Origin of the sequence: Tolypothrix sp. FACHB-123, from assembly GCF_014697075.1 — a bacterium.
Classification (GTDB): domain Bacteria; phylum Cyanobacteriota; class Cyanobacteriia; order Cyanobacteriales; family Nostocaceae; genus Aulosira.
Genome location: NZ_JACJRE010000005.1, coordinates 14,561 through 38,735 on the forward strand (window position 1 = coordinate 14,561; position 24,175 = coordinate 38,735).

The window sequence follows — 24,175 nt, forward strand, 5'->3', positions numbered from 1 at the left end:
TCTCATCATGCAGGTATAAAAATGAGGCATTACAAGAAAATCCCATAATGCCATAAAAATTCTTCTTCCCTAGTCCCTAGCCCCTAGTCCCTAGCCCCTAAGAATTAGCCAAGGACAAAATTAACTAATTTCCCAGGGACGACAATTACCTTTTTAATCTCTTTACCCTCAATATAACGTTGGGCAACTTCTGATTCTCTGGCATATTTTTCTAAAGCAGCTTTATCGGCTTGCGATGGCACTTGAATAGCACCGCGAGTTTTGCCCATAATTTGAATTACCAAGGTAATTTCATCAGCTACTAAAGCCGCCGGATCGAAACCAGGCCAAGATTGGGTGTGAACAGAATCGCTATTCCCTAATGAATGCCACAATTCATCAGCAATATGCGGTGCAAATGGGGCTAATAACACCACTAAAGTTTGAATTCCTTCCCCATAAACTAGTGAATTTTTGCAGCTAGCATCAGTTAAGGCATTACTCAACTTCATTAATTCGGAAATAGCTGTGTTGAATTGATATTCATCTTCCACATCTTCCGTTACTGCTTTGATGGCGGTGTGAATTGCCCGCCGTAATTCTTTTTCCGGTTTCGTCAAATTTGAGATGTCAGCTTTCTTTTTCGCTACCCCAGCCGCAATATAATCTGTTACCAAGCGCCAAACCCGATTTAAAAAGCGGAATTGTCCCTCAACATCGGCTTCATCCCATTCCAGATCTTTTTCTGGTGGCGCTTTAAACAGAATGAACATCCGCGCCGTATCTATACCGTATTTGCTAATTACATCTTCTGGTGCTACCCCGTTACCTTTGGATTTAGACATGGTAGCGTACAGCCGTTGTAATGGTTCCCCTGTTTGGGGATCGCGGGGATCGCTAGGATTAACTAAATGGGAGGGAATCCATTTATCTTTACCGCCCTTTTTGGGGTTCATGTAAGTTAAACCCTGTACCATCCCTTGGGTTAACAGGCGTTGGAAAGGTTCGTCAAAGTTTAACAAACCGCGATCGCGCAGCACTTTGGTAAAGAAGCGCGAATATAATAAATGCAAAATCGCGTGTTCAATTCCACCCACATATTGATCCACAGGCATCCAGTCATTAGTTTTACTGGAATCAAACACCTGTTTTTCGTTTTGCGCATCTGTAAACCGCAAGAAATACCACGAGGAATCAATAAAGGTATCCATCGTGTCGGTTTCCCGCTTGGCTGGAGTACCACAAGTGGGACATGGGACATTTACCCAGCTTTCTAACTGCGTCAACGGCGAACCACCACGCCCAGTAAATTCCACTTCTTCTGGTAATTGAACGGGTAAATCCTTTTCTGGAACTGGGACTATACCACAGTTCGGACAGTGAATCACAGGAATTGGTGCGCCCCAATAGCGTTGTCGGGAAATCAACCAATCTCGCAGGCGATATTGTACCCGCGCTTTGCCAAAACCTTGTTGTTCGGCATATTCCACTATGGCTTGTTTAGCATCTGTAGAAGCCATACCACTAAATAGCCCAGAATTAATCAAAATTCCTGGTTCTGTGTAGGCTTCGTTGTATTCAACTTGGATAATGTTGGAAATTTCGCCGTCTTCATCAGCAACTGTGGCAGTTAAATCTTTATCTGCAAATGCCTCTGGTTCAACAATGACAAACTCAATCGGCAAGTTGTACTTATTGGCAAACTTGAAATCTCGCGCATCGTGGGCAGGTACTCCCATGACTGCCCCTGTACCATATTCATACAGTACATAGTCAGCAATCCAAATGGGCAGTTCTTCCCCAGTAAAGGGGTTAATTGCCTTACCACCTGTGGGAATACCCCGCTTAGGTTTATCTTCCGCAGTCCGTTCCAATTCGCTTTGATTGGCAACTTCTTGAATAAAGGCTTCTACGGCTGCTTGCTGTTCTTTTTTGGTAACGCGCTTTGTTAAAGGATGTTCTGGAGCTAATACCAAATAGCTGACGCCAAACACTGTATCTGGGCGTGTAGTGTAGACGCTAATTTTTTCCTCAAACCCCACAACAGGAAATTCCAGGTACGCACCTGTGGATTTACCAATCCAGTTAGCCTGCATCAATTTGACTCGTTCTGGCCAACCTGTTAATTTATCCAAGTCATTGAGCAATTCTTCGGCGTAGTCGGTAATCTTGAAAAACCACTGCCGTAATAGTTTCCGCTCAACTTTAGCACCGCTACGCCAGGAACGGCCTTCATTATCGACTTGTTCGTTGGCTAATACAGTTTGGTCAATAGGGTCCCAGTTAACGGCTGCTTCTTTTTGATAAGCTAACCCTGCTTCTAAGAATTGCAAGAAAATCCATTGCGTCCACTTGTAATAGTCTGGCGAACAGGTAGCTAATTCGCTGTCCCAATCAATGGACAAGCCAAGACGCTGCAATTGCTGACGCATCTGGGCAATGTTTTGATAAGTCCACTTAGCCGGCGGTACACCTCTATCAATTGCGGCGTTTTCTGCTGGTAAACCAAAAGCATCCCAACCCATTGGGTGCAGTACCCGGTAACCTTGCATCCGCTTGAGGCGAGCAATCACATCAGTAATGGTATAATTACGAACGTGACCCATGTGTAAGCTACCCGATGGGTAAGGGAACATGGATAAAGCATAAAATTTTGGCTTGGCTGTCTCACCAGGTGTCTTATCTAAGCCAAGTTCTGCCCATGTTTGTTGCCATTTTTCCTCAATGGTGTCAGGGTTATATCGGGAATCCACCAAAAAATGCTCCTACTGGAATCTTTGTCTATCTCTGCCTCCATATTGTAATGGTAGGCAAACAAATTCAGTTGGGTAAAATTAAGCTATGACTGAATTAAACATAAAATTTTCTGGTCAAGTGCGTATTTTTGTCTACGGCACCCTAAAACCAGGCGAAATTAATTATAAAAGATATTGTGCGGCTAAGGTGATAGCTACCAAAAGAGCGATCGCTCCCGGTAAACTATACGCGCTGCCGATGGGTTATCCAGCCATGACCTTGGAAAATAGCCAAGTTCAGGGCTATTTGCTTTCATTTGCTGAATTAGGAATTTTAACTCAGCTAGATGAACTAGAAGGTTACCAGCCCCATAAATCAATGGTCGAAAATCTCTATAACCGCCAGGAAATTGAGATTTTTGATTTGCAGGGACTATCCTTAGGGTTGGCTTGGGTTTACTTTATGTTGCCACAAAGAGTCCACCAATTAGGAGGCATCCCTCAACCTGATGGCTGGTGGAGTGGCTGTGGTTTGACAGCCAGCCAAAAGTAGTTATGATTGTTTATTAACTAACTAACTAACTATTAACTCATCTGAAGTCGGTTATTAGTTAATGTTATTTTGCCAATCACCCTGTTTAGGTTTTTGATGATGAGTTGGCTTGGTCGGAGAGGTGACTGCTGCTTTAGGAATTTCCACGACTGGATTATTTAAAGCCACCATCAGTGGTGATGCAGGCTCAACAGCAGCTGGTTCTGGTGCTGGTTGTGTTGGTTCAATACGTTGTTGTGCTAGTTGCAGGGTTTTGGTATCTCCACCAGGAATAATGCCTGTGAGGGAGCCAATTACACAAGCTGCAACAGCTGCACCTCCAAATGCCCATGCTAACTGAGAACGACGACGTAAACGTGTCATTACTTGCTGGACTGTTCTTTCTAGCGGCTGTTCGGAGGCTGGTACAGGCATAGCCTGTAAGCCTTGCCTTAGCTTTAACAATCGAGCATACAAGCATTTGACTGAGGCATCGTTTGCCAGCCATGCTTCTACTTGTCTGCGTTCGGCAGCTGTTACCTCACCATCGAGGTAAGCACTCAATAACTCGAAGCGATCGCGCTTCACCATATCATCCATAGCACCCGTTGATTCATTGGTATGCTTAGCCATTCCATCTGCCCAATTTTGAGGAATTTGCAAGCGAGAACGGTCGTAAAACTGAGAATCAGTAGTCATCTTAACATTATTACCAATTCATACACGGGTAAAGACGGCGAATATTTTTGAGAAATTCATCGATTTTCTTCCTTGGGACAGACTCTCTTTAAGACTTCTACACAATTAGTAACTATTATTAATTAATCCTTAAATTCTGCCATGTAGCAGCGGATAGATTCTGTAGATTAAGAGTCTAGGTAATTTTGCAACTGGGCTTGCAATCTCGATCTAGCTCTAGCAATTCTCGACTTAACTGTTCCCAAGGAAACACCAGTAATTTCGGCAATTTCTTCGTATGCCATACCTTCGATTTCTCTAAGAACAATGGTAGTGCGGAACACTTCGGGCAAATCAGCGATCGCTTCTCGCAGTTGTTCGTAAAATTCCCTCGTTGTCAGTTCTTCTTCTGGCCCTGGAGTATCTCCAGCAATTTCCCAATCCATCTCGCCGTCATCTACCGAGCGGGGAGCATCCAGCGATAAGGGACTGACAACCCGCTTGCGTTTGCGCAACTCGTCGTAAAACAAGTTGGTAGCAATGCGGCTTAACCAGCCCCTAAATTTAGCTGGTTCTTGTAATCGGTTAATATTCCGATACACTCGAATCCAAACTTCTTGAGCCAAATCAGCTCTATCAGCCCAATCTGGTGCTAAATGGTATAGCACCCGATCGACCTGTGTCTGATAGCGACGTAATAATTCCGCAAAGGCAGCACGATCAGGACGCAGTCCTACTTGACAGCGCAAAATTAAATCGTGATTAGAGAGTTTGTCAACTTGCACTGATGCTTCTGAACACCTCGCATCAACCGTTGACCAGGATACAGTAATCGATTGACTCATAGATCGTACTGGCTTTAAATCATCCCTTACTATTAGACCTGGTAATTGGCAGGAAGTTCCTGAATCAGGGACGGATTTATGACTGGAACAATCAGGTATATAAATTTGATGCCCAATCTAGAAATAAATTAGGAATTTTTCTGGCTCTAGCTTTTGTACAGCAGTGTTTTTAGCCATAATTTACTAGATGCTAGAATTACGGCAATGTTACTTACATTTGTGCTGCTACTAATATCTGGTACATACGCTTGACATAAAGCGCAAAAATAGTTACAGCAGAGCAAGAAAATTTGAAAATAAATTTGACGATGAGGCGCAAAAAGAATTGCAGGTTTTTCCGAAAAACAGAAAAATTCAAAGAATTGGTGATAAGCGACATTTTACCTAGTACTGCCAGGGGAAATAGTAATCGATGCTTAATTTTTGTTTATTCTTGCAGAAATTGACCCTGATATGGTTAATTCCCGCACCAGCTGTACTAGGAGCAAAGTAAGAATTTCTTTACTTGAGGCTGCTGTAACCACTAGGACTGTTATTTATCCGGTCTTGTGACTAAAATTGTTGCTGATGTTTCTGTTTGCTGCTCATAAGTAGCACCAGTTTCTTGTTGATTGGGTACGCGCACTTGCAAAAAGAAATTAAGGGAAAATGTAATCGTGACTGCTAGCAATAGTTTTTCAAACATGGTCTCTCTCCCACCCACACCATTAATGATTGATTGCTGCACCCCAATAGTTCCAAGTAATCAAGTCTCTTATTTAGAGTTATTCTTGCTGGGACTTCTGCATAGCCCTAGTGTGCCCAAAGGTATTAATAGATTCATAAGGGAAGTAATAAGTATTGATAAATTTTTGATGAGTGAACTGTGAAGATAGCAAATTAGCCAACCGGATATGTCAGGGATCAACAAAAGGTGGTGGCAATGGTAAGAAATGAATCTGTAACAAGGATAATAATGTGGCTCTGTTTTGGTACAGCAATCTTATCTTTGGCTGTCCATTGGCATGTAATGAGAACAGGACAGCAGTTTGAGCAGCAAGCCTCCACAAAGCAAAGCCGTAAGCAGTCGTCTCAAGGAGGAAATTTCCAAGCGTTGGGAGCATCTGTACCTTCTGGAAAAAGCATACAGAGGCAATCTACATCCCAATCCTCAAAGACAACAAAGCTTCATCATCCTAAGTCGGGAACAGCAAGCAAAAATGTAGCCATAACAACTGAGGAGTATCAAATTAATCGATTAGTATCGCCAGAACCAAAACTCAACTCAACGTCTTTTTTGCCGCAGTCACTGTTACCTCAGGTTTCTGCTCAACAACAATTTTTTAATAGTAATAAACAGACATCCGATCCAAATCAAGTAGTGGTTGATTTAAGCGATCGCCGCGCCTATGTTTACCGTCAAGAGGTGGTGATAGCCAGCTACCCAATTGCTGTGGGTAAGAAAGGTTGGGAAACGCCTACAGGTTCTTTTCAAATTATGCACAAGCAGCATAATCCTATATGGCGTCATCCAATTACTGATAAAGTATTTGCAGCAGGCCCTGATAGCCCCTTGGGAGACCGATGGATTGGTTTTTGGTCAGATGGGCACAACGAAATTGGCTTTCATGGTACGCCAGACAACAGCTCTATGGGCACTGCAATTTCTCATGGCTGTTTAAGAATGCGAAATCCTGATGTCCGATTGCTGTACCAGCAGGTAGGGGTGGGGACATCAGTTGTAGTCCGCGAATAATTTTTGTGATTGGTCAATGGTCAATAGTCAATAGTCAATGGTGATGAGCCATTTGGACTATTGACTTTTAACTTTTGACTATGAAGATTGAGCTTTTTGTTCAAAGGTGGGGGCGTAAACTTGTAGCAAGTTGCTAACTTGGCGTAGGACTTCGTTACCAGTACTTTTGCCCACGACTGGGGTTCTTTTGTCATTGGGTTGGTCAAGGTTACGACCTATCGCCTCACCTATTTGTTGGGCAATTAATTCTTGAAGTTCGGCCTTAGCTCTTTGGCGCTGGTAGTTAGCGCCTTCTTCAGTAGTGGCGTATAGGGGAGGTAGGCGGTTGAGTGCATAAGCTGCAATATCGCCCACATCCAAGGAGCTTTCGCTAGTAGCTTCAATTTCTGCTACTCTGGCGATCGCTTCTGTCAGTACCAACTCTTCCATGACGTTAATGAATTGTTTACGAGGTACCGCCACCACTTCGCCGGTCAGTAGCGCCCCCATTAGTCGATCTAACGCCATATACTCTTCGATTGAGAGTTCGGAGGCGTTATCACAGATGCGCCCAACTTCTGCTTCCATTGCTGGTGTCAGATAACCATCCTGGAGAGCTTGTTCTACAATTTTTTCAATACTCATAACACTAATCATTTTTAAGCCACCGCAGCAAAGTAGGGTCGGTACCAATCTAGTTTATTTTGCCTAATTATAGGCAAAATAATATACAAATAATGTACAGTTGCGCTCAATATTATCTCAGCTACTCAAAAACCTTAGTACGCCAAGGTGTTGGATCAACAGATTTTCCATTGACATATAGACCCCAGTGTAAATGAGGTCCAGTTGATGCTCCCGTTGAACCTACTGCGCCAATTAGCTGGCCAGCCTTGACAACATCACCTTCTTTGACGTTAATGCGACTGAGGTGCATGAAAATACTTGTCACTCCTTGACCGTGATCGATACCAACAACATTACCGTGAACTCGAAACCCTTCTGATACTTTGCCAACCAATGCTACTTTCCCTGCTGCTGGAGCAGTTACGGCTGAACCCTGTGCACCAGCATAGTCAACGCCACGATGATAATAATCATTGGCGAATTTACCATTATAGTAACGGCGTACACCATAAATTGTACTCATGCGTCCAGCATTTGGCTTTAAAAACTTCCCACTCCAGTACTTTTGGGGAGTTTGAAGGGCTTTAAAAGCTGCTACTCGTTTTAGTTCTAGCTCTGTCGCTCGCACTCCGGCTTTGCCTGGCGGTAAATTAATCCGTTGTACGGGAAATTTGCGATTTCGCACCTGTACTGACAGGTTTTGTACCTGACCATCCCCGGAGATTTGGATTGTTCTAGTTCCAGGTTTTTCTAGGGGAGTGGTGGGGATAAAAGCGCGATATTTATTGGGTGCTATTTCAAATGCTGGGTAAGTTTGATCGCCACTCACCACTGTTGGGTTATTGTCATTCGCTGGATTATCTAAATTGATCATCACTGAGACAGTATCACCCAACTGCGGATTCTTAGGAGTTAGCTCTACCTGCAATGCATCTACAGGCGAAGCTAAAGCAACGGGAAAGGCTGCAAACATCCCAATAACCAAATTTGTTGTACAGCGATTGGCTGTCAAACCTTTGATATTAAAACCAAGCAAGTTTTTTTGATTATTATTAGTGCGATCCTTGATAGTCATAGAGCCACAAAAAACTTCACGTCTGTGGACAACAGACTAGCTTACTACTACTCATGTTTCCTCATTGAAGTAAATGTTCTGTAGAAAGATAAATCTCCGTAAATTGTTCAGAGACTAAACTCTAATTGCCTTTTTGTCAAGAATCGGGAACGTTAATTAATGTAGCTATACTGGTACCTGAGAACTAAAATCGGTATCCTGAGGCAAAACTATTTTGGGAACAACGGGTAGTTTAACTGTATTCTTTATTTTAATCTATCGATCCCAGGTAATTATTTTTATACTGTTACAAATTTTAGCTAAACCATGCCAGCCAAAGGGGAAGTGCTAGCAATAATCCGACAAAACTTAAGGCAATACTGCTTGCCAATAAACTGCGATCTAGGTCGTAAACTTCTGCCAAAATCAGTACAGAAAGCCCTGTGGGTGTTCCCGACATCAGTACCAATACAAGACGTGGTTCACCAATTACACCTAAATACGTAGCGCTTAACCCTACCAATAAAGGTACAATTAACACTTTCAGCAGACTGGCAACTAAAGCCATTTGAAAACTTTTCCAGCCTTTCATTGCTTGCATCCGTAGACCAACTAGCAATAAAGCAAAGGCGATAACGACCCAAACTGCTTGTTCTAGCCCTGACTCAACTATTGCTGGAAATTTGATAAATTGAGTATTTAAACCGATAAAAAATGTCCATAAACTGGGGACAGTTAACAAATCTCGTAACTGAATCCACCAATGGTTTTGGGTTTGTCTGTTGCCAAAATAGCTAGCGATGAGGACAGCAATACCGTATGTGCCGACGACGTTGTTAGTCACACTAAATAATACTGCCCAATCCATATTGGCCGGGCCTGTCAGTACTTGTGCGAGTGTTAAGCCAACGAAGCCTGTATTACCTAAAATTGTCGCTAAAATAAAACTGCCTAAACTAGCCCGGTCTAAAGAGTTAACTCTAGGTAAATCCAGATTTATCTGTTCTGAGTCCAATTGACGCTGGGCTAAAAATTGTAGACCCCACCAAATTAATGTTGCAAGTACCAGACTGACGATTAATATGAGAACTGCGATCGCAGGTATTAATCCCCCATGAGATAAATCGGTGTGACGCGCTAAAACAAAAAGTTGTAAGGGAACTCCTACCCAGTAGAGCATATACCCCAGTAATTTGAGGAAACTATCGGGGATAAACCGAGACAGTATGATTCCTAGACCAATCCAGGTGAACAGGGGAGCATAAGCATGGAGTAGGTTTTCAATCATCTAGTCAATTGTCAGTGGTCAGTAGTCAGTTGTCATCGTCAGTTTTTAGGGGTCAGTTGTCAAGGATAATTTAGATGAATTGGAGTATTGTTGATGGTTGACCGTTGACTATTGACTATTGAGTGTTGAGTGTTGAGTTTTGATTTTTGGTTTTAATTTACCGTCCTCGAGATGGACTATGCGATCGGCGATATCGAGAATACGGTTGTCATGGGTAACCATGAGGATAGTACAGCCTTGCTCTTTAGCCAATTTTTGCATGAGGTTAACCACATCTCGACCAGATTGACTATCGAGGGCGGCTGTGGGTTCATCAGCTAAGACAATTTGTGGATGGCTGACTAACGCACGAGCGATCGCTACTCGTTGTTTTTGACCACCTGAGAGCTGATCGGGATAATAATGTAAGCAATGTTCTAATCCTACCTGCTCTAGGATCTGGGCTGAACGTATGAGTATTGCAGGTAATTCAATTTGCTGGTGTAGTTCCAAGCCCATTTTCACGTTTTGCAGTACGGTTAAACTTCCATGTAAATTATGTGATTGAAAAATATAACCGTTACGCCGTCTCGCTGCTAATAGTTCTGAGGGACTAGCACCGCAGAGTTCCCTATCTAATACCCGCAAGCTACCAGATTGAGCAGAACGCAAGCCACCTACCAAGGTAAGAAGTGTAGTTTTACCCGATCCAGATGGCCCAGTCATAATAATAATTTCGCCACTATTAATTTCTAAGTTGATATTAAATAAAACTTGCTTGCGGAGTTTACCGTGACCAAAAAAATGATGGAGATTTTTGATAGAAATGGGAATGGGGCATGGGGCATTGGGCATGGGATGATGAGGAAGAGGAGAAGAGCAAGGGGGACAAGGAGGACTATTGACCATTGACATTTAAAACATATCAGCAGGATCAGTAGAACGGAGTTTACGAGTGGCGATCGCACCTGAAATTGCACACATAATCATAGTCAAAATTAATACTTGAAAAGCTCTGGCTATAGTCATATACATGGGTAAGTTTGTAGCATTACGAGTCAGATGGTACAGACCTAAAGAGACTGCCATACCAGGTAAAAAGCCTAACATAGCTAAAATTACTGCTTCTTCAAAGACTACGCTTAATAGGTATAAATTGCGATAACCCATTGCTTTAAAGGTGGCATATTCTCTCACATGGGCGTTGACATCTGTAGACAGGACTTGATAAACCAAAATTACTCCTACAGAAAAACCCATTGATACACCCAAGTTAAAAATAAATCCTATGGGGGAGTTGGTACTCCAAAAGTCATTTTCAAATTCAATAAATTCTTCGTGGGTTAATACTTTAACCTCATTTCCTAAATGCGATTTTAATTGTGCTATTACCTGTTGTTTATCAACACCGGGTTGGACTTGAATTAAACCAATACTGACGCTACCTGCTGGTTGTTGTGGAAGTAACCGCAGAAAGTTTTCATCACTAGTCATTAAAGTCCCATCAGCACCAAAGGAAGCCCCAACTTTAAATAGGCCGCTAATAGTTGCTGTCTGGCGTTCGATTTCAGTTTTTATCGAGTTACCCTGTTCAATTTTGTCAATGGTTTGTTGATATTCTCCTCTTGCACCACGATCAAAAATGAAGGTGTATGGCTGTTTAATTATCGGCAATTGTTGATTAACTTCTGGTAAGTTAAAAACTGGTTTATCTGGATTAAAACCAATAACGAGAATGTCTGTATTTTTTCTGGTTTGGGGATTTTTCCAAACCATAATGCTGGTATAAATTCCCTCTGCTGACTTTACTCCTGGTACATCCATTGCTTGGTAAAGTCGTCTGCGAGAAAAGTTAGACATTCTTTGAAAGTTACGGCTATGGGAACCGATGACAACGATATCTGAGAGTAAACTGCGATGTAGTCTGGTGTTACTGTCATATAATGCACTCTGAAAACCAAATTGCATAAACATCAGCACATCTGCAAAGGCGATTCCTGATAATGCTACTAGTAGCCGACTTTTTTCATGACTTAGTTGTAGCCATCCTAAAGGTGTTCGTCGTCGCAGTTGTTTGATGAATTTTTTCATATTTTCTGATGGAGGAATAATTTCGTAGTGAGTTAGCGCGGTCTTGGGGGTTTCCCCCATGAGCGACTAACGAACCCGAAGGGTTAGGACTCAAGTCCGGAATTTTATGACTACGAATGCATCACAATTAATGAATCACAACTATTAGCTTGTTCGGTTGATTTTTAAGAAAGAACGAACCACAAAAACCCAAAGTTCACGTTCCACAAAGTCGTTCCCGTAGAGCCTTCGGTATAGCTTCTCTACGAGAGGCTACGCCAAGGCTTAGCGCGTAGCGTCTCCTTTAGGCGAAGGGTAGGAAAAAAAGAAGAGAAGTTAAGCTTCAAATCCGCAAATTTTCAAAGTTGAATTATTACTTTGACTTGCATATTGGTAAATTTAGCGGCTTGATTGCTAGAAGCTGGATCTAGACGCACGCGCACTTCAATTACTCGACCATCAATGTTGCTAGAGGGATCGGTATTAACGACGTTTTGGCGGCGTACCTGTAAACCAATCCAATCTACTTTTCCTTGTAATTGTTCGGGGAGAAAATCATTAATTATTTGCACTTTTTGTCCGGGTTGGACTTTGCTGATGTCGCTTTCGTAAACTTCAGCAATAGCGTACATTTGCTTGGTTTGTCCGAGATTAATAATTCCGTCATCGGAAATGATTTCTCCGGGACGGGTATGAATCTCGAATACTTGACCATCTTGGGGCGATCGCACGTAAGCTTGTTGTAAGTTTACTTTGGCTACATTCATGGCCGCTACAGCACGTTGCACTTCGGCTTGTGCGGCGGCGACATCTACACTGCGAACTTCTGCAATCTGTTCTAAGTTGGCGCTGGCTTCTTTAATTTGTTGCTGGCTGGCTGATTGGATTTGCTGTAACTCGGCTTTGGCGGCTTGTAAAGTTTTACGTTCTTTTTCTAAATTCAGGCTTTTGCTATCTTTTTGGGACGCGGAAACGGCTCCTTGTGCGTATAGCTGCTGATAGCGGTTGTCTTCTTCAGTGGCATTTTTTACTTGCGCTTCTAAACGTTCAATTGTGGCTATTTGGAATGCAATCTGGCCTTTGCGTTCGGCTGCTAAACGCGCGATCGCAGCTTTTTGGGCAACAATTTCACCTGGTTTGGCTCCAGCTTTGGTTTTGGCTAAATTAGCTTGGGCTACTTTGACTTGTTCTTGTGCTTCTTGTAAGGCGGCTTCTAGGCGATCGCGGCTGTCTAAAATTGCAATAATTTGATTTTTTTTGACTCTATCTCCTTCTTTAACTAATAACTGCTCTACCCGACTTCCTTGGGCAGTTACACTAGCAGAAATTTTAATTATTTCTCCCTTAGGTGATAGCTTGCCTAAAGCCGTTACCGTTTTAATTTCTGGTAGTTTTTTAGCTGTTGTTTGTAAATTTTGATTGTCGGAATATCGCCACCTTTTTACTGTATAAAAGCTGATTCCGCTCACTAATAAAGATGCAACCACACTAATAAAAACAGATATACGCAGAATTGATTTAGGGGACAATCTGTACCCTAACTTTGAGTGTTGCACCATATATTACCTCTTACTGGTGGCGCAGGCAGTTTAACAATCTGTTAATAATTCGTAGTTCGTAATTTGTAATTCGTAATTGTCAAAGTTTTACTGAATCTAGACTGGGGAATTTTGGAGAATTGGTATAGCATGATGTGAATTTATACAGCAAAAACAAGCCTTTCTGAAAATGGAAAGACTTATGTTTTTTGAACTACTTTTGTTGTTTAAACGTATGGAAGTATGTTAGATTAAAAATTTTTTTGCGGCTGTAACAGCGCCAACAGTCATAGTTAAATAATGAGATTTGGTGACTTTGGAATGGGGCATTGGGCATTGGAAACAATTTTGGATTTTAGATTTTAGATTAAAATCCAAAATCGCAAATCTAAAATCTAAAATTCATTGTCCTCCTTCCCCTCTGCCTGATTTTCCCCCCTGCTCCCTGCCCCTCTGCCTCCTTCCCTCGATCAACTCCAACTGCCAATTTCTGCTTCTGTTAATGGTTTCTCTAATTTGCTGTATTCTGTTTGTGCGGCGCGGAGTACGTGTTTCATCTGTACGGCTTCGCCAGCATCGGCGGCGAGGAAGGCGGCATTAAGGGCGATGTTACGAATGTTACCGCCGGCGACGTTGAGGCGGGCTAATTTCACTACGTCTAAGTCGGCTATGGGCGTGTTGGGTGGAAAGATTCGCCGCCAAATTTCGGCTCTTTGGGCGGCGTCGGGGAAGGGGAATTGCACGACGAAGCGAATGCGGCGCAGGAAGGCGGTATCAATGGCACTTTTAAGGTTGGTAGTTAATAAAGCTAATCCTGGGTAGGATTCCATGCGTTGTAGTAGATAGCTAACTTCTATATTGGCATAGCGATCGCGTGCGTCTTTCACTTCAGAGCGTTTGCCAAATAAAGCATCGGCTTCATCAAATAATAAAATTACTCCGCCTTGTTCGGCAGCATCAAAGACTCGGCGTAGGTTTTTCTCTGTCTCGCCAATATATTTACTCACAACTGATGATAAATCTATGCGATACAAATCAAGTCGTAATTGATTCGCTAAAACTTCTGCCGCTAAGGTTTTACCTGTACCGCTAGCACCTGCAAATAAAGCACTGATTCCCAAACCTCGCGCACTTTTCCCGGCAAATCCCCATGTGTTATATACAGTACTTCTCTGGCGGACATGGGCAGCAATATCACTGAGAATTTGTTTTTGGGTTTCTGGTAATACTAAGTCTTCCCAATTAGCAACTGGTTCAATCCACTGGGCTAATTCATCTAAACGCGGTCTTGCTTGAATGCGACAAGCATCCCATAAAATATCGGTAAGGTTGTTTTGTTGTGACTGTGCTAATTGTCCTGCAGCTTCAGCACAAGCAGCGTGAATGGTTGCGGGGCTAAGGTTAAATTGTTCGACTAAAATTTTTACTTGTCCGTTAAGTTGGGGTGCGATGTCGGATAATGCTGCTTGCCAAACTGCGCTTTGTTCTTTGGGGGTGGGTTGCTGGATATCAAAACTAACTAATAAGCGTTGGGGTAAACGCATTCTTTCGCGGCTGTTGATGAAAATATAGCCATTGGTGCGTTCGATGAAATGAGCGATCGCATTTAATCGGGCGGCATCATTTATATCTAGTTCATCGCAATCTATAATTAAGGCACTCTTACTTAATATCGTTTCCCTCGTCCACAGCCGAATTAAGTTATCTAATTCTGATGGTAGTAGGGGTATGACTTGGGCGGGCATTACCCACAAGTGCATTTTCTGGATCTGACAAATTTGACTGGCGATCGCTCTTTTACTACTGCTTTCAATACCACATAATTGCACTATTGGCAAGGTATTGGTTTTAGTCTGATTCCAGACGGCTGTAACTTTCTGGGCTAAAGCGGCGTGTGATGGCACTAATTCACCCAACTGGGGTACAGGTTCGATAATGCCGGCGAGGCGTTCGTCTAGATATTGAATACCTACTAAATAATGGAGAATGCGTTCGTCAAGTCTGAGGGGGCTGAGGGTTAAGGTGTGGGCTTCCCCGACTTGAATTAAGCGCCAACGCCGTAAAGCTGCGTTAGGTGCGATCGCATCCCAATGGGGATTAGCAAGGGCGGCTAGAGCTAAACTAAGAGTAGGATAAGCTTTTTGGGCATCTCCTTGAGCGATCGCACACAACCGCGCAAAATCCCCATTTAATTCCATCCCGGCACACAACAGTAATAAATCCCGTTCAAAGCCGGATAGCTCAAATAATCGGCAAAGATTCTCTAAAGCTGATGGTGCAGGCATCGCCGCCGCTGCTTGTTGTACAGCTTGTTGTCTGGCGGCAGCTTGGGCTTTTAACTCTGGTGGATGGGGTAAACTCGTCGTATAACTTTCTAAAGCACCACGTACCACGGCTAAAGCGGCGGAGAGATATTGCTGGTTTGCGTCGTGCCAATTTTGGTTAATTAATGTTTCAGTATTCATGGAATTATCACCTGTGGTGCATCATATTCCCCAGATTGATTAGTATGTAGCGGACTTTCCGCCCCATCGACTCGCACCCTGACTAAGTAAGTTCCCGGTTTAATATCTGTGACAGCAATTGTCATCGCATCAGTATCTTCATTAAGTAATGTCACGAGAACAGAATAAAAATTAGGATTTTGATTTGACATCTCGTGAAGTAGTAAAACTAGTCGCTGTGTTTTGTCTACTTTGGGTTGAAATTTCACCGTTATTTTAGCTGAGCGTAAATTTTCCCCAGTTTTTTCTACTTCAGTAATAGCTACTGTAATTTGTGGATGCAGTACAAAAGCTGTGACATTTGATTCAATTTGCTGCTTTTGTTCTGGGTTACCCATTGTTAAATGAACAACTTGCAAACCATGTACACCAGCAGATAAATCTGACGGTACTAACAGACTAATTTGCGTTTCTTTCACATCTTCGGGGACAAGTAATTTCCCAGAATTACCTAAACGGATTCTAGTAATTTCACCGCGTAATTTTTTCCCGCGAATAACTAATGTACTGTTAGCAACAATTAATTGTTCTGGTTCGGCTGGGGCGATAACTTGCTCTATTGTTGGTAGGGAAGATATGACAGATAAACCTTCAGCTTGACAAGCATCATTACTCTCAATCAAAACCATTGATGCTTGATAGCTAGCCGATGGGCGATAGTGAGTTTGTAATGCTGACCAAAGCTTAGAAGTATCTTCCATATTAAAAAATTCTGGCGACAGTTTGATCTGTCCAATTTGTTCAGCTAAATCAGAGACAGATACACTGGCTAAAGCTTGGGAAAAAACATTCGCACTACTTCTAGTTGAGGCATTTTTTAAAGCATTTTCAATAACACTAGTTGCGATCGCTGGTGTTTTATGCAAAAGTTGCATAGCATAGCCCAGTAAAAGCTCTGCTTGAAAATCTTTAGCACCATAAGCTGTGAGTAAATAATGCAAATCTAAAGCCAGTGGCGGATTAGTCGTGCGGGAATTTTTACTGATACGTGAATTTTTACTACGAAACTCTGGAGACACCCAATCAACATTGCGATTTTGTGTAACTTGATAGAGAAATAAATTCAGTTGCGCACGCTCATCAGTTCCGACTGTAATTAAATCTGGTGGGAGAGCTGTGACAATCACATCACCCACACTCGCGGTAATCGAGTCACTGACTAAACCATTTTCCAGCAAGTCTTTGAGAACTGCTGTGACAGCGGCTATCGAGAGTGCATTACTCATCCTCATTCCTCACAGTACAGCACTTATTAATTTTTAGGAGCGGGCAAAACTGAAACAACATTTTTCCGCAATACTTGCAACATTCTGCTCAGTCATAATTCCCGATAAAGATAAGAAAAATATACAATTTGCTATTGTCAACTAGCTATTTATATATTCAATGTAACGTTCTGATAAATTGAATATCGCCGTTCTTAATTTTGATTAATCAATAGTCAGCACAAAGCTGGATTGATGCTCGAATGCTTAAATCCCTAATGAAAAATTTATTCACTCAAGAGAACTACTGAAACAGAGTATCAGTGCTTTGTCAAGACAATTTTGATAGATTTTAAGACTTTCAGTCCTTTTTCTAGTTAATGCTCTGTCGCCAAAGTTTTGTTGAATTCTGAGTTAGCACTTTATTGCTTGGTCAATCCAGGACTGAAGTCCTGAATCCAAAATAATTCTCACCGGAAAATCAATGCCATAAACTATATAGTTCATTTTTCTACAATGCATAGAAAAGAACTGAGAATCTCAGACTAAAGTCTTGGCAAAGAACTTATTCACCTATCAAGATGAATTACAATTTGCTAGTACTGAGTGAAAAAGTAATAATTTTTACTTAATACTCTTTCCTTCCTAAGTTGAGTACATTAAATTTAACATGAGGAACAACTTAACACGATCGCCAGTCTTGCATTTAAGGTTTTATTAAGCATTGGGATAAGATAACGTAGTATTTGTTTAACTTCATTAATATGTTAAGCTGGACGTAGAACAGTAACTAAATATCAGTAAAATAAAATACTAGTATTTAACTAGATATTTGGCAGAGAAAATTTGCTGCGTAAATAATCTTTACTTTTTGTTGGTAGTTAAAATTCTCAAGTAACTAGGATCGGTTCGATCAAATGACATCCCCACCATCTTCAAATTCTTGGAATGGGCGCTTTATTGGTGACAACCAGCGATACCGTTTAGACAAACGGTTAGCGGGTGGTGGTATGGGAGAAGTTTTCCTAGCAATGGATACCCGTGTCGGTCAGCATGTAGCGTTAAAGTTACTCAAAGATACCCTAGTAGCATCCCAGGAGATGCGCAAGCGCTTTGAACGAGAAATAGCAGTTTGCGCAGCACTACAAAGCGACCATATTGTAAAAATTAGTGATTGTGGTGTAACTGTCGAAGGGTATCCATTTTACGTGATGGAGTATCTGCGCGGACAAACCCTCAGGCAATTATTACTGCGGGAAAAGCGGTTATCTGTAGAGCGAACGGTAAGTATTATTGCTCAAGTTTGTAAAGGTTTGCAGTTAGCTCATGCTGGTGTAACTTTACAACGGGATGGTGGTAAAACTGCGGAGCATATTCAAGTAATTCACCGCGACCTCAAGCCCGATAATATCTTTTTAGTCCCCACCGATTTGGGAGAGTGGGTAAAAATTTTGGATTTTGGCGTGGCGAAAATCCGCAATGACTCTTCCGAACAAACAAATATTACAAATACTTTTATTGGTACATTTCGCTACGCTGCGCCAGAACAAATTCAAAGTGATAAAAATCTGGATGCGAGAGCGGATATTTATAGCTTGGGATTAATTCTCTATGAAATGCTGAGTGCAGCTGATCCTTTTGGTTTAAGTATCAAAGCTAATAATATCAGCGAAGCTTCTTGGGTATTAGCTCATGCTTACGAACCGCCGAAACCATTGCGGGAGCAACCAGGGTGCGAATCTATCCCTGAGCAGCTAGAGGCGGTAATTCTCAAATGTCTGCAAAAAAACCCGCAGAACCGCTTTACTAGCGTTGCTGACTTAGATGAAGCTTTGCAAGCGGCGGCTAAACCAAGTGCAGAGAATGTGGGTAACGTTGATTATGATGAAGCGATCGCTCTTTATCCCACAGTACCCAGACCAACACCTGATTCAGAAACCATACCCAGAGTGTTAACACCGGAGGAAGGTAATCTAAATGATACCATGCCACCATCTCCAGCTATTGAGCAACAAGGGTTGGATAACGAAACTATACCGCGAGCGATCGCGCCAGAAGAACAAAGCTCAGGAGAAGATGAAACCATCCTCCGCTTGCAACCTGTGTATCATCAAAATGATGAAGAAACTATACCGCGATCTGTAATCCAAATTGAACCCAGCCAAGGACAGGATGAAACCATTCCCCGTCCCCAACCTTTTCTCAATCAAAATGCTGATGGGGAAACTATACCGCGATCGCACACACCAATTGCCAACAACCGTCCAGAGGGGACAATTTTTCAACCCCGTCCCGGACAAAATCACGGTTCAAATAACGAAACTGTACCACGACCTTTAGAAGAATCTGAGCCAAGTCAAGGACAAGATGAAACTGTTCCTCGTCCCCAACCTTTTCTCAATCAAGGTTCTGATAGAGAAACTGTACCGCGACCTCTACAACAATTTGTCCAAAATCAGCCAGAAGGGACGATTTTTCAACCCCGTCCTCAGCCACAGCCAGAAAATACTCCTGTAACTCCACCCCAGACGGGTAAACCAGAGGGGACAATTTTTCAACCCCGTCCCCAACCACAGGCGGAAAATACCCCTGTAACTCCACCCCAACCCAGTAAACCAGAAGGGACGATTTTTCAACCCCGTCCCCAACCACAGGCGGAAAATACCCCTGTAACTCCACCCCAGACTGGTAAACCAGAGGGGACAATTTTTCAACCTCGTCCCCAAGCAGTACCAGAGGGGACAATTTTCCAATCCCGTCCCCAACCAGCACCAGAGGGGACAATTTTTCAACCCCGTCCCCAACCAGCACCAGAGGGGACAATTTTTCAACCGAAGAAAAACCAAGGTACAGCGCAGCCAGTTCCTAGTAATTTTTGGCGGGTTCTTGGTATAGTTTTAGCGATTGGATTGGCTTTAGGTGCAGTTATTTATCTATATCCACAGCTGAAACCAAAGCAAGAAAATAATCAGAACAGTTTGCAAAATCCTAACTACCATCAGTGGTAGTTATGTGGCTTACAATAACCCCCGATAACGAATAAACACCAAAATTACTGCCCAAGAACCCAAGGCGACTTTGACAGCAACTAAAATATTTAGTATGGGAAGCACCCCACCACTGAAAAGTGCGCCCATCTCGCCCGGTGGTAACTCTATCCCCATGAGAGTGATTGCTGCCAGGATAATAAATACCAAAACAGAAACTTTCTCCCATATAGCCGCGTACCAGCGCTGATAAATAGCTTGCATCCATTCTGTGGATGAGGTAATCGCAATCAAGCCGATAGCTGTCCCCCCCGCCACACCAGATGCAAAACCACCACCGGGGCTGAGATGTCCGCGAATCGCTAGTTCAATACTTACCATCGCTGCGATGGTGGCTCCTAGACGCGCCAGTACAATAGATGGTTGATCGGTAAAGCGATAGATAGAGCAAGAAGGTCTTTCATTCGCCAGCAGAAAGTAAGCACCCATAATCGCAATGGTAAATACTACTACCTCAAAAATAGTGTCATAGAGGCGATTACGGAGAATGACGACTGTGACCGCATTTGGGATACCACCATCTTTAACAATGGCATCTACAATGGAAAAATCTGGTATTTCTGGGGCTGAGTTGGGAAAAAACAGCATTTTTACATATAAAGCTATGCCTGCGGCAATGTAGATCCATTTCACTGCTGTACCTCCCCGGAATCTGTGACATTCACATAAGTTAGGGTTGTCGTTGGTGATGTGAGTTCGGTTAGCATAATCTCATAGATGCGTTTGAGTCTGACTGTGGTATGACACAACTGATTGGTATCAACGCTGCTCATATCCTCTGAATCTACCTGTTTTGCTGGTACGCAGGTGGCGTGAACCTCTTTTTCTATCAGCGCCCGTTCTAAGGCTTGGGTATTGGGATAGGGAACTAATTCGACGTGCATGTGCCATTTACGGAAAATTTTGCGTAAATCGGCGATTAATTGCCTAAAATGAGGATCGGCTGCGACTTTGGTGAGGGCATCTTGATCTGTTGGCGTTAACTCCTGTGTGAGTACACCCAGACGCATCACCAAGGATGAACGCACCGCTACCGCATAGAGGGTAATTGCCAACATTGTGCCTACTAATGCTTCGGTTAAAGCCACATCAGCTGCCCCTAAAAGGGCATATAGCAGGGCGGCGACGGCTCCTAAGATGCCACGAATCACTAAGGCGTGGTAGGGATTAGCTTGGGTGACTACCATCGACGCAGCCAAGGGTAGCAAGGCTGTGATGGCATAAATATAGGTATCATTCATAACTTTCTTTATTGGGGGCACAGTATGCCAATACGTAGCCCAACATAGTATTCCAAATGGCTAAGGAAATAATAGCCAGGAGAAGCAGCGGCCATTTGCTAGGTATCTTTAATAACAGCCCAAACATGATACTCATAGAGCCGAGAGTATCTGCTACCGAGAGACTATGAAGCTTGAATAAGAGCGATCGCTTTCCCAACAGATGAGAAGTTCCCCAAAAGGAAAAAAAGATCCCAACGCTGATGCAGGTATAACTCAAGATGTCGATCATAGGATTAATTTGGATTAATTTGATACATCGCTCAAACGTTTGAGTACATGGGCTAACAGCATCAACGCCGCATTCCCCACACTGAGGATAATTACCCCAACCACACCGATCATCCAATCATCACGTAAAACCGATACTACCAGAATGATGATGGATGCTTTAGTGGCGATACTCGCAAATGCCAATAACTTCTGCCAAATATCCTCATCTCGCCATGCTTCATACATCGGTATCAGCATCGCCAAAATCATCGCGATCGCAATTAAATTTAGATTCATGTTTTATTGGTTAGTGGTCAGTTGTCAGTTGTCAGAGACGCGATGAACCCTTGTCTGTACAATCGTCATTTGTCCCCCTCTTCATGGCGATGAAACATCAGTACTGCTTGATGACAAACTCTGGGGTTTGCGTCGTCGTACTCGATGTACTTCGTACCAACCCTCTTCTGTGTATTTAACGACGATTGTCTTGGGTGTAAAGGTAATCAAAAAGATATCAAGAAATATCAAAGCTGGCGTGCGGTTGGGTTTGACTTGTTCTATCGTTATCTCTTCATAGTTGTGGGGACGAAAGATAATTTCAAAGGCTTCTATATAAGCTTGGGGAATGGCTACTAAGACTTCACCCAGTACGCGCAGCCAATCTTGTAATGCTTCCTTTGCTTTTTGTCTACCTGGTAAGAGAAAAGCAATGCTGATACCAATCATGATATTGGCTGGGCTTAAATCAGCCGTCAGCAAGAACCAGATAACTAATCGCAATATCAAATTTAAATGCCCAACCATGCAAATCCCTTCCAGAACAGCAAGATTAAAATTAGACTCATGACACCAATCAGATGATCGAATTCCTCTAAAACCCGAGGTAATTTGACTACTGTATGTTTAAAAATCAACAAGTAAGCTAACCAGCCGATACCAATGGTGGCGAGGGGTTTAATGATATTTGTCAGGCTATAAGCTTCGTAATACACCACATTGGCGACAATCAACCCAACAATTAATAAGCTGACGGCTGGCCAAAATCCCGGCTTGACTTTTCCTGTCCCCCCTGGTGGGAGAAAGATAAATTTGGCAAAGGAGATTGCAGTTCCTAAAGCAGCAATATTCATGACAATTGTTTGCCAAGGTAATAAATTTTTTGAGGTTAATACTTTTGCCCCAAAGCCAGATAACATGGGAAAGCCGGAAATTGAGAAGCTGGCAATTACCAAGGCAATCCAAATGGAGTTAGTTATAGGTTGATGTTGGAGTTCCTTGAAGTTACGACTCGGTAAAGACCCAGCAATTAAAAACAGTGCTGATTTTACTAAACCATGTGTCAGAGCATAAAAACCAGCAACAACCGGTGCAGCTAGGATAAAGCCTAACTGGGAAACGGTGTGAAAGGCCAGCATTCGCTTGGTATCCTTTTCAAATACGGCATAAAATACCCCTAGCAACGCCGTACCAACGCCAAAAATTCTGACGATGGTATCTACTTCTTCTACCATCAAGGCGCACCGTACTAAGGGATAGACACCGGCTTTCACCACAATCCCGGAAAGCATGGCGGAAACTGGGGTTTCTGATTCGGAATGTGTCAAAGGTAACCATAAGCCGGAGACAAAAATGCCGCCTTTGGTGACCAATCCGAGAAAAATCAGTGCCAAAGCCTCTGGTGGGGCGACGCGCAGACCTACATAACTAAAGGAATGATGGGCTTGATATACCAGCACCGCACCCACCAAATAAAACAGCATGGCGACGTTGCTGACAAATAGATAGCGTAAGCCTACCCAAATTGAGCGGTCAGTTCGGGAATAGGCTATTAAGAGAAAAGCCGCAATCCCGCTCACCTCTAGAGCTACGTATAAGCTGATTAAATCGGAACAAGCAAAGGCAGCATTGACGCTACCATGTAAAATGATTGTTTGGGCGTAAAAAAAAGCTGTTTTATCGCTGTACCAACAGTAGAGAATGACCGCCGCTGTGACTATGGCATTGGTTAAAATAAAATAGCCACTGAGTTGATCGATTGTTAAATTAACACCGAAATGATCTAATAATTGCAGTTCCAGAGGCGATCGCTCAACAAATATCAACGCGGCATAGCCTGCGGTCGCTAAACTCACGCATAAAGATAAATATTTGTCAAGCTTGGGGAGTAAATAAATCACAAACCCCAGAAAAAACGGTAAGACAATCCAGGCGATCGTAATGTTAGTCATGGGGTATTATTTTTCTCGATCTCGTTACTTTCCAAGGTCGGATTATCCCGTGCTAGTTTCATCACGCCAACCAACATCACAGCCTGAATTGACAGTCCGATCACAATCGCCGTCAAGATTACCGCCTGGGGAACTGGATCGGCATATTCGCTATTTTGGACATTGCCAATAATCGGCGTGACTAGACCATTTCGCGATGCAACTAGCACATAATAGGCAATAACCCCTGTGCTCATGACATCCATAGAAATGATTTTCATGACCAGGTTTTTTTTCAGAATGATGCCGAAAAATCCGCACAATACTGTTGCAAATATGTACGCTTCTAACACGGGAATAGATTGTTAAGTAAAGGTTGGCGGCTCAGATGTTAATCTGAGGTTAAAGTCTCTTTCAACAAGTATTTTCGCCTATTTAGGGATTTATTTTTTACCAATTTCTATTGCATTTCTAATGCGAATCATTGATGCGAGTCTATGGCAAGGTGGTAATATCCCTAGCAATCTTCAATCATACCAGCTATGGGAATCTTATTTGATATATGAACAAAAGGGAGACAAGGAGGATAAGGGAAGGGGGACACAGGAGCAGAGGAAGCAGAGGGAGCAAAAGAGATATTAGTCAATGCCCAATGCCCAATGCCCCATGCCCATTTTCAT

At 42.7% G+C, this 24,175-nt stretch carries 22 protein-coding genes; 3 read left to right on the forward strand and 19 right to left on the reverse strand.

The features are described from left to right. Nucleotides 1–104 precede the first annotated feature (104 nt). On the reverse strand, nt 105–2,732 hold the full coding sequence (gene leuS / locus H6G41_RS04925) for a leucine--tRNA ligase (RefSeq protein WP_190744135.1): 2,628 nt from the start codon (nt 2,730–2,732) through the stop codon (nt 105–107). An 88-nt stretch (nt 2,733–2,820) separates the two neighbouring features. Here leuS and H6G41_RS04930 point away from each other — a divergent pair, with 88 nt between their 5' ends. Further along, nucleotides 2,821–3,267, forward strand: a complete 447-nt coding sequence (locus tag H6G41_RS04930) for a gamma-glutamylcyclotransferase (RefSeq protein ID WP_190744137.1) — start codon at nt 2,821–2,823, stop codon at nt 3,265–3,267. Between the two features lie 54 nt (nt 3,268–3,321). On the opposite strand, the gene H6G41_RS04935 is transcribed toward H6G41_RS04930, so the two are convergent. The 3 genes from H6G41_RS04935 to H6G41_RS04945 all read right to left on the reverse strand — a co-directional run bounded on the left by H6G41_RS04935 (nt 3,322) and on the right by H6G41_RS04945 (nt 5,454). Next, complete coding sequence (locus H6G41_RS04935; protein WP_190744139.1) at nt 3,322–3,945, reverse strand: anti-sigma factor; 624 nt, start codon at nt 3,943–3,945, stop codon at nt 3,322–3,324. Nucleotides 3,946–4,112: 167 nt separating this feature from the next. Further along, entirely contained in the window at nt 4,113–4,769 is a 657-nt protein-coding gene (locus H6G41_RS04940) for a sigma-70 family RNA polymerase sigma factor (RefSeq protein WP_190744140.1), read from the reverse strand. A 532-nt stretch (nt 4,770–5,301) separates the two neighbouring features. Continuing rightward, nucleotides 5,302–5,454: a hypothetical protein gene (locus H6G41_RS04945; protein ID WP_190744142.1), complete on the reverse strand. Its 153-nt coding sequence runs from the start codon at nt 5,452–5,454 to the stop codon at nt 5,302–5,304. A gap of 270 nt (nt 5,455–5,724) precedes the next feature. On the opposite strand from H6G41_RS04945, the gene H6G41_RS04950 reads away from it, so the two are divergent. Beyond that, nucleotides 5,725–6,504, forward strand: coding sequence for a L,D-transpeptidase (locus H6G41_RS04950; RefSeq protein WP_242037802.1), 780 nt, complete (start codon nt 5,725–5,727; stop codon nt 6,502–6,504). A 78-nt stretch (nt 6,505–6,582) separates the two neighbouring features. On the opposite strand, the gene H6G41_RS04955 is transcribed toward H6G41_RS04950, so the two are convergent. From H6G41_RS04955 to H6G41_RS04990, 8 genes are all read right to left on the reverse strand, one after another. Further along, entirely contained in the window at nt 6,583–7,128 is a 546-nt protein-coding gene (locus tag H6G41_RS04955; RefSeq protein ID WP_190744146.1) for a late competence development ComFB family protein, read from the reverse strand. 121 nt (nt 7,129–7,249) lie between these two features. Further along, nucleotides 7,250–8,185: a M23 family metallopeptidase gene (locus H6G41_RS04960; RefSeq protein WP_190744149.1), complete on the reverse strand. Its 936-nt coding sequence runs from the start codon at nt 8,183–8,185 to the stop codon at nt 7,250–7,252. 295 nt (nt 8,186–8,480) lie between these two features. Continuing rightward, nucleotides 8,481–9,452: an AEC family transporter gene (locus H6G41_RS04965; protein ID WP_190744151.1), complete on the reverse strand. Its 972-nt coding sequence runs from the start codon at nt 9,450–9,452 to the stop codon at nt 8,481–8,483. A 108-nt stretch (nt 9,453–9,560) separates the two neighbouring features. Then, complete coding sequence (locus tag H6G41_RS04970) at nt 9,561–10,286, reverse strand: DevA family ABC transporter ATP-binding protein (RefSeq protein WP_190744499.1); 726 nt, start codon at nt 10,284–10,286, stop codon at nt 9,561–9,563. Between the two features lie 60 nt (nt 10,287–10,346). Next, nucleotides 10,347–11,522 (reverse strand): ABC transporter permease DevC, encoded by a 1,176-nt coding sequence (devC, locus tag H6G41_RS04975; RefSeq protein ID WP_190744153.1) that lies wholly within the window; start codon nt 11,520–11,522, stop codon nt 10,347–10,349. A gap of 338 nt (nt 11,523–11,860) precedes the next feature. Further along, the gene (locus H6G41_RS04980) at nt 11,861–13,057 is read right to left on the reverse strand and encodes an HlyD family efflux transporter periplasmic adaptor subunit (protein WP_190744500.1); all 1,197 of its coding nucleotides are present in this window, start codon (nt 13,055–13,057) and stop codon (nt 11,861–11,863) included. 452 nt (nt 13,058–13,509) lie between these two features. Beyond that, nucleotides 13,510–15,504, reverse strand: a complete 1,995-nt coding sequence (locus H6G41_RS04985; protein ID WP_190744155.1) for an ATP-binding protein — start codon at nt 15,502–15,504, stop codon at nt 13,510–13,512. Continuing rightward, nucleotides 15,501–16,769 (reverse strand): DUF4255 domain-containing protein, encoded by a 1,269-nt coding sequence (locus H6G41_RS04990; protein ID WP_190744158.1) that lies wholly within the window; start codon nt 16,767–16,769, stop codon nt 15,501–15,503. The genes H6G41_RS04985 and H6G41_RS04990 overlap by 4 nt, the downstream gene beginning before the upstream one ends. A gap of 896 nt (nt 16,770–17,665) precedes the next feature. On the opposite strand from H6G41_RS04990, the gene H6G41_RS04995 reads away from it, so the two are divergent. After that, on the forward strand, nt 17,666–19,756 hold the full coding sequence (locus H6G41_RS04995) for a serine/threonine-protein kinase (protein WP_190744160.1): 2,091 nt from the start codon (nt 17,666–17,668) through the stop codon (nt 19,754–19,756). Between the two features lie 9 nt (nt 19,757–19,765). Here the strand turns inward: H6G41_RS04995 and H6G41_RS05000 are convergent, their stop codons facing one another. The 7 genes from H6G41_RS05000 to H6G41_RS05030 form a co-directional block, all read right to left on the reverse strand. Beyond that, nucleotides 19,766–20,428, reverse strand: a complete 663-nt coding sequence (locus H6G41_RS05000) for a Na(+)/H(+) antiporter subunit B (protein WP_190744162.1) — start codon at nt 20,426–20,428, stop codon at nt 19,766–19,768. Next, a complete protein-coding gene (locus H6G41_RS05005) occupies nt 20,425–21,036 on the reverse strand; it encodes a DUF4040 domain-containing protein (RefSeq protein WP_190744164.1) in 612 nt (203 codons plus the stop codon). Before H6G41_RS05005 ends, H6G41_RS05000 begins: the two co-directional genes overlap by 4 nt. Further along, entirely contained in the window at nt 21,029–21,307 is a 279-nt protein-coding gene (locus H6G41_RS05010) for a monovalent cation/H(+) antiporter subunit G (protein WP_190744166.1), read from the reverse strand. Before H6G41_RS05010 ends, H6G41_RS05005 begins: the two co-directional genes overlap by 8 nt. Nucleotides 21,308–21,321: 14 nt before the next feature. Next, a complete protein-coding gene (locus H6G41_RS05015) occupies nt 21,322–21,585 on the reverse strand; it encodes a hypothetical protein (RefSeq protein ID WP_190744168.1) in 264 nt (87 codons plus the stop codon). An 81-nt stretch (nt 21,586–21,666) separates the two neighbouring features. Then, on the reverse strand, nt 21,667–22,092 hold the full coding sequence (locus H6G41_RS05020) for a Na+/H+ antiporter subunit E (protein WP_190744170.1): 426 nt from the start codon (nt 22,090–22,092) through the stop codon (nt 21,667–21,669). After that, nucleotides 22,077–23,516 carry a cation:proton antiporter gene (locus H6G41_RS05025; protein ID WP_190744172.1) on the reverse strand — a complete coding sequence of 480 codons (1,440 nt, stop codon included), beginning with the start codon at nt 23,514–23,516 and terminating at the stop codon, nt 22,077–22,079. Before H6G41_RS05025 ends, H6G41_RS05020 begins: the two co-directional genes overlap by 16 nt. Next, complete coding sequence (locus tag H6G41_RS05030; RefSeq protein WP_190543127.1) at nt 23,513–23,848, reverse strand: NADH-quinone oxidoreductase subunit K; 336 nt, start codon at nt 23,846–23,848, stop codon at nt 23,513–23,515. Before H6G41_RS05030 ends, H6G41_RS05025 begins: the two co-directional genes overlap by 4 nt. Nucleotides 23,849–24,175 lie beyond the last annotated feature (327 nt).

Coding starts and splice junctions, on each gene's coding strand:
- H6G41_RS04935 (WP_190744139.1), bottom strand. CDS start 3,945: ATGACTACTGATTCTCAGTTTTACGACCGTTCTCGCTTGCAAATTCCT.
- H6G41_RS05010 (WP_190744166.1), bottom strand. CDS start 21,307: ATGATCGACATCTTGAGTTATACCTGCATCAGCGTTGGGATCTTTTTT.
- H6G41_RS04965 (WP_190744151.1), bottom strand. CDS start 9,452: ATGATTGAAAACCTACTCCATGCTTATGCTCCCCTGTTCACCTGGATT.
- H6G41_RS04970 (WP_190744499.1), bottom strand. CDS start 10,286: ATGCCCAATGCCCCATGCCCCATTCCCATTTCTATCAAAAATCTCCAT.
- H6G41_RS04985 (WP_190744155.1), bottom strand. CDS start 15,504: ATGAATACTGAAACATTAATTAACCAAAATTGGCACGACGCAAACCAG.
- H6G41_RS04945 (WP_190744142.1), bottom strand. CDS start 5,454: ATGTTTGAAAAACTATTGCTAGCAGTCACGATTACATTTTCCCTTAAT.
- H6G41_RS04950 (WP_242037802.1), top strand. CDS start 5,725: ATGTGGCTCTGTTTTGGTACAGCAATCTTATCTTTGGCTGTCCATTGG.
- H6G41_RS04940 (WP_190744140.1), bottom strand. CDS start 4,769: ATGAGTCAATCGATTACTGTATCCTGGTCAACGGTTGATGCGAGGTGT.
- H6G41_RS05020 (WP_190744170.1), bottom strand. CDS start 22,092: ATGGTTGGGCATTTAAATTTGATATTGCGATTAGTTATCTGGTTCTTG.
- H6G41_RS05005 (WP_190744164.1), bottom strand. CDS start 21,036: ATGAATGATACCTATATTTATGCCATCACAGCCTTGCTACCCTTGGCT.
- H6G41_RS04930 (WP_190744137.1), top strand. CDS start 2,821: ATGACTGAATTAAACATAAAATTTTCTGGTCAAGTGCGTATTTTTGTC.
- H6G41_RS04990 (WP_190744158.1), bottom strand. CDS start 16,769: ATGAGTAATGCACTCTCGATAGCCGCTGTCACAGCAGTTCTCAAAGAC.
- H6G41_RS05015 (WP_190744168.1), bottom strand. CDS start 21,585: ATGAATCTAAATTTAATTGCGATCGCGATGATTTTGGCGATGCTGATA.
- H6G41_RS04955 (WP_190744146.1), bottom strand. CDS start 7,128: ATGAGTATTGAAAAAATTGTAGAACAAGCTCTCCAGGATGGTTATCTG.
- H6G41_RS05025 (WP_190744172.1), bottom strand. CDS start 23,516: ATGACTAACATTACGATCGCCTGGATTGTCTTACCGTTTTTTCTGGGG.
- H6G41_RS04960 (WP_190744149.1), bottom strand. CDS start 8,185: ATGACTATCAAGGATCGCACTAATAATAATCAAAAAAACTTGCTTGGT.
- devC (WP_190744153.1), bottom strand. CDS start 11,522: ATGAAAAAATTCATCAAACAACTGCGACGACGAACACCTTTAGGATGG.
- H6G41_RS04995 (WP_190744160.1), top strand. CDS start 17,666: ATGACATCCCCACCATCTTCAAATTCTTGGAATGGGCGCTTTATTGGT.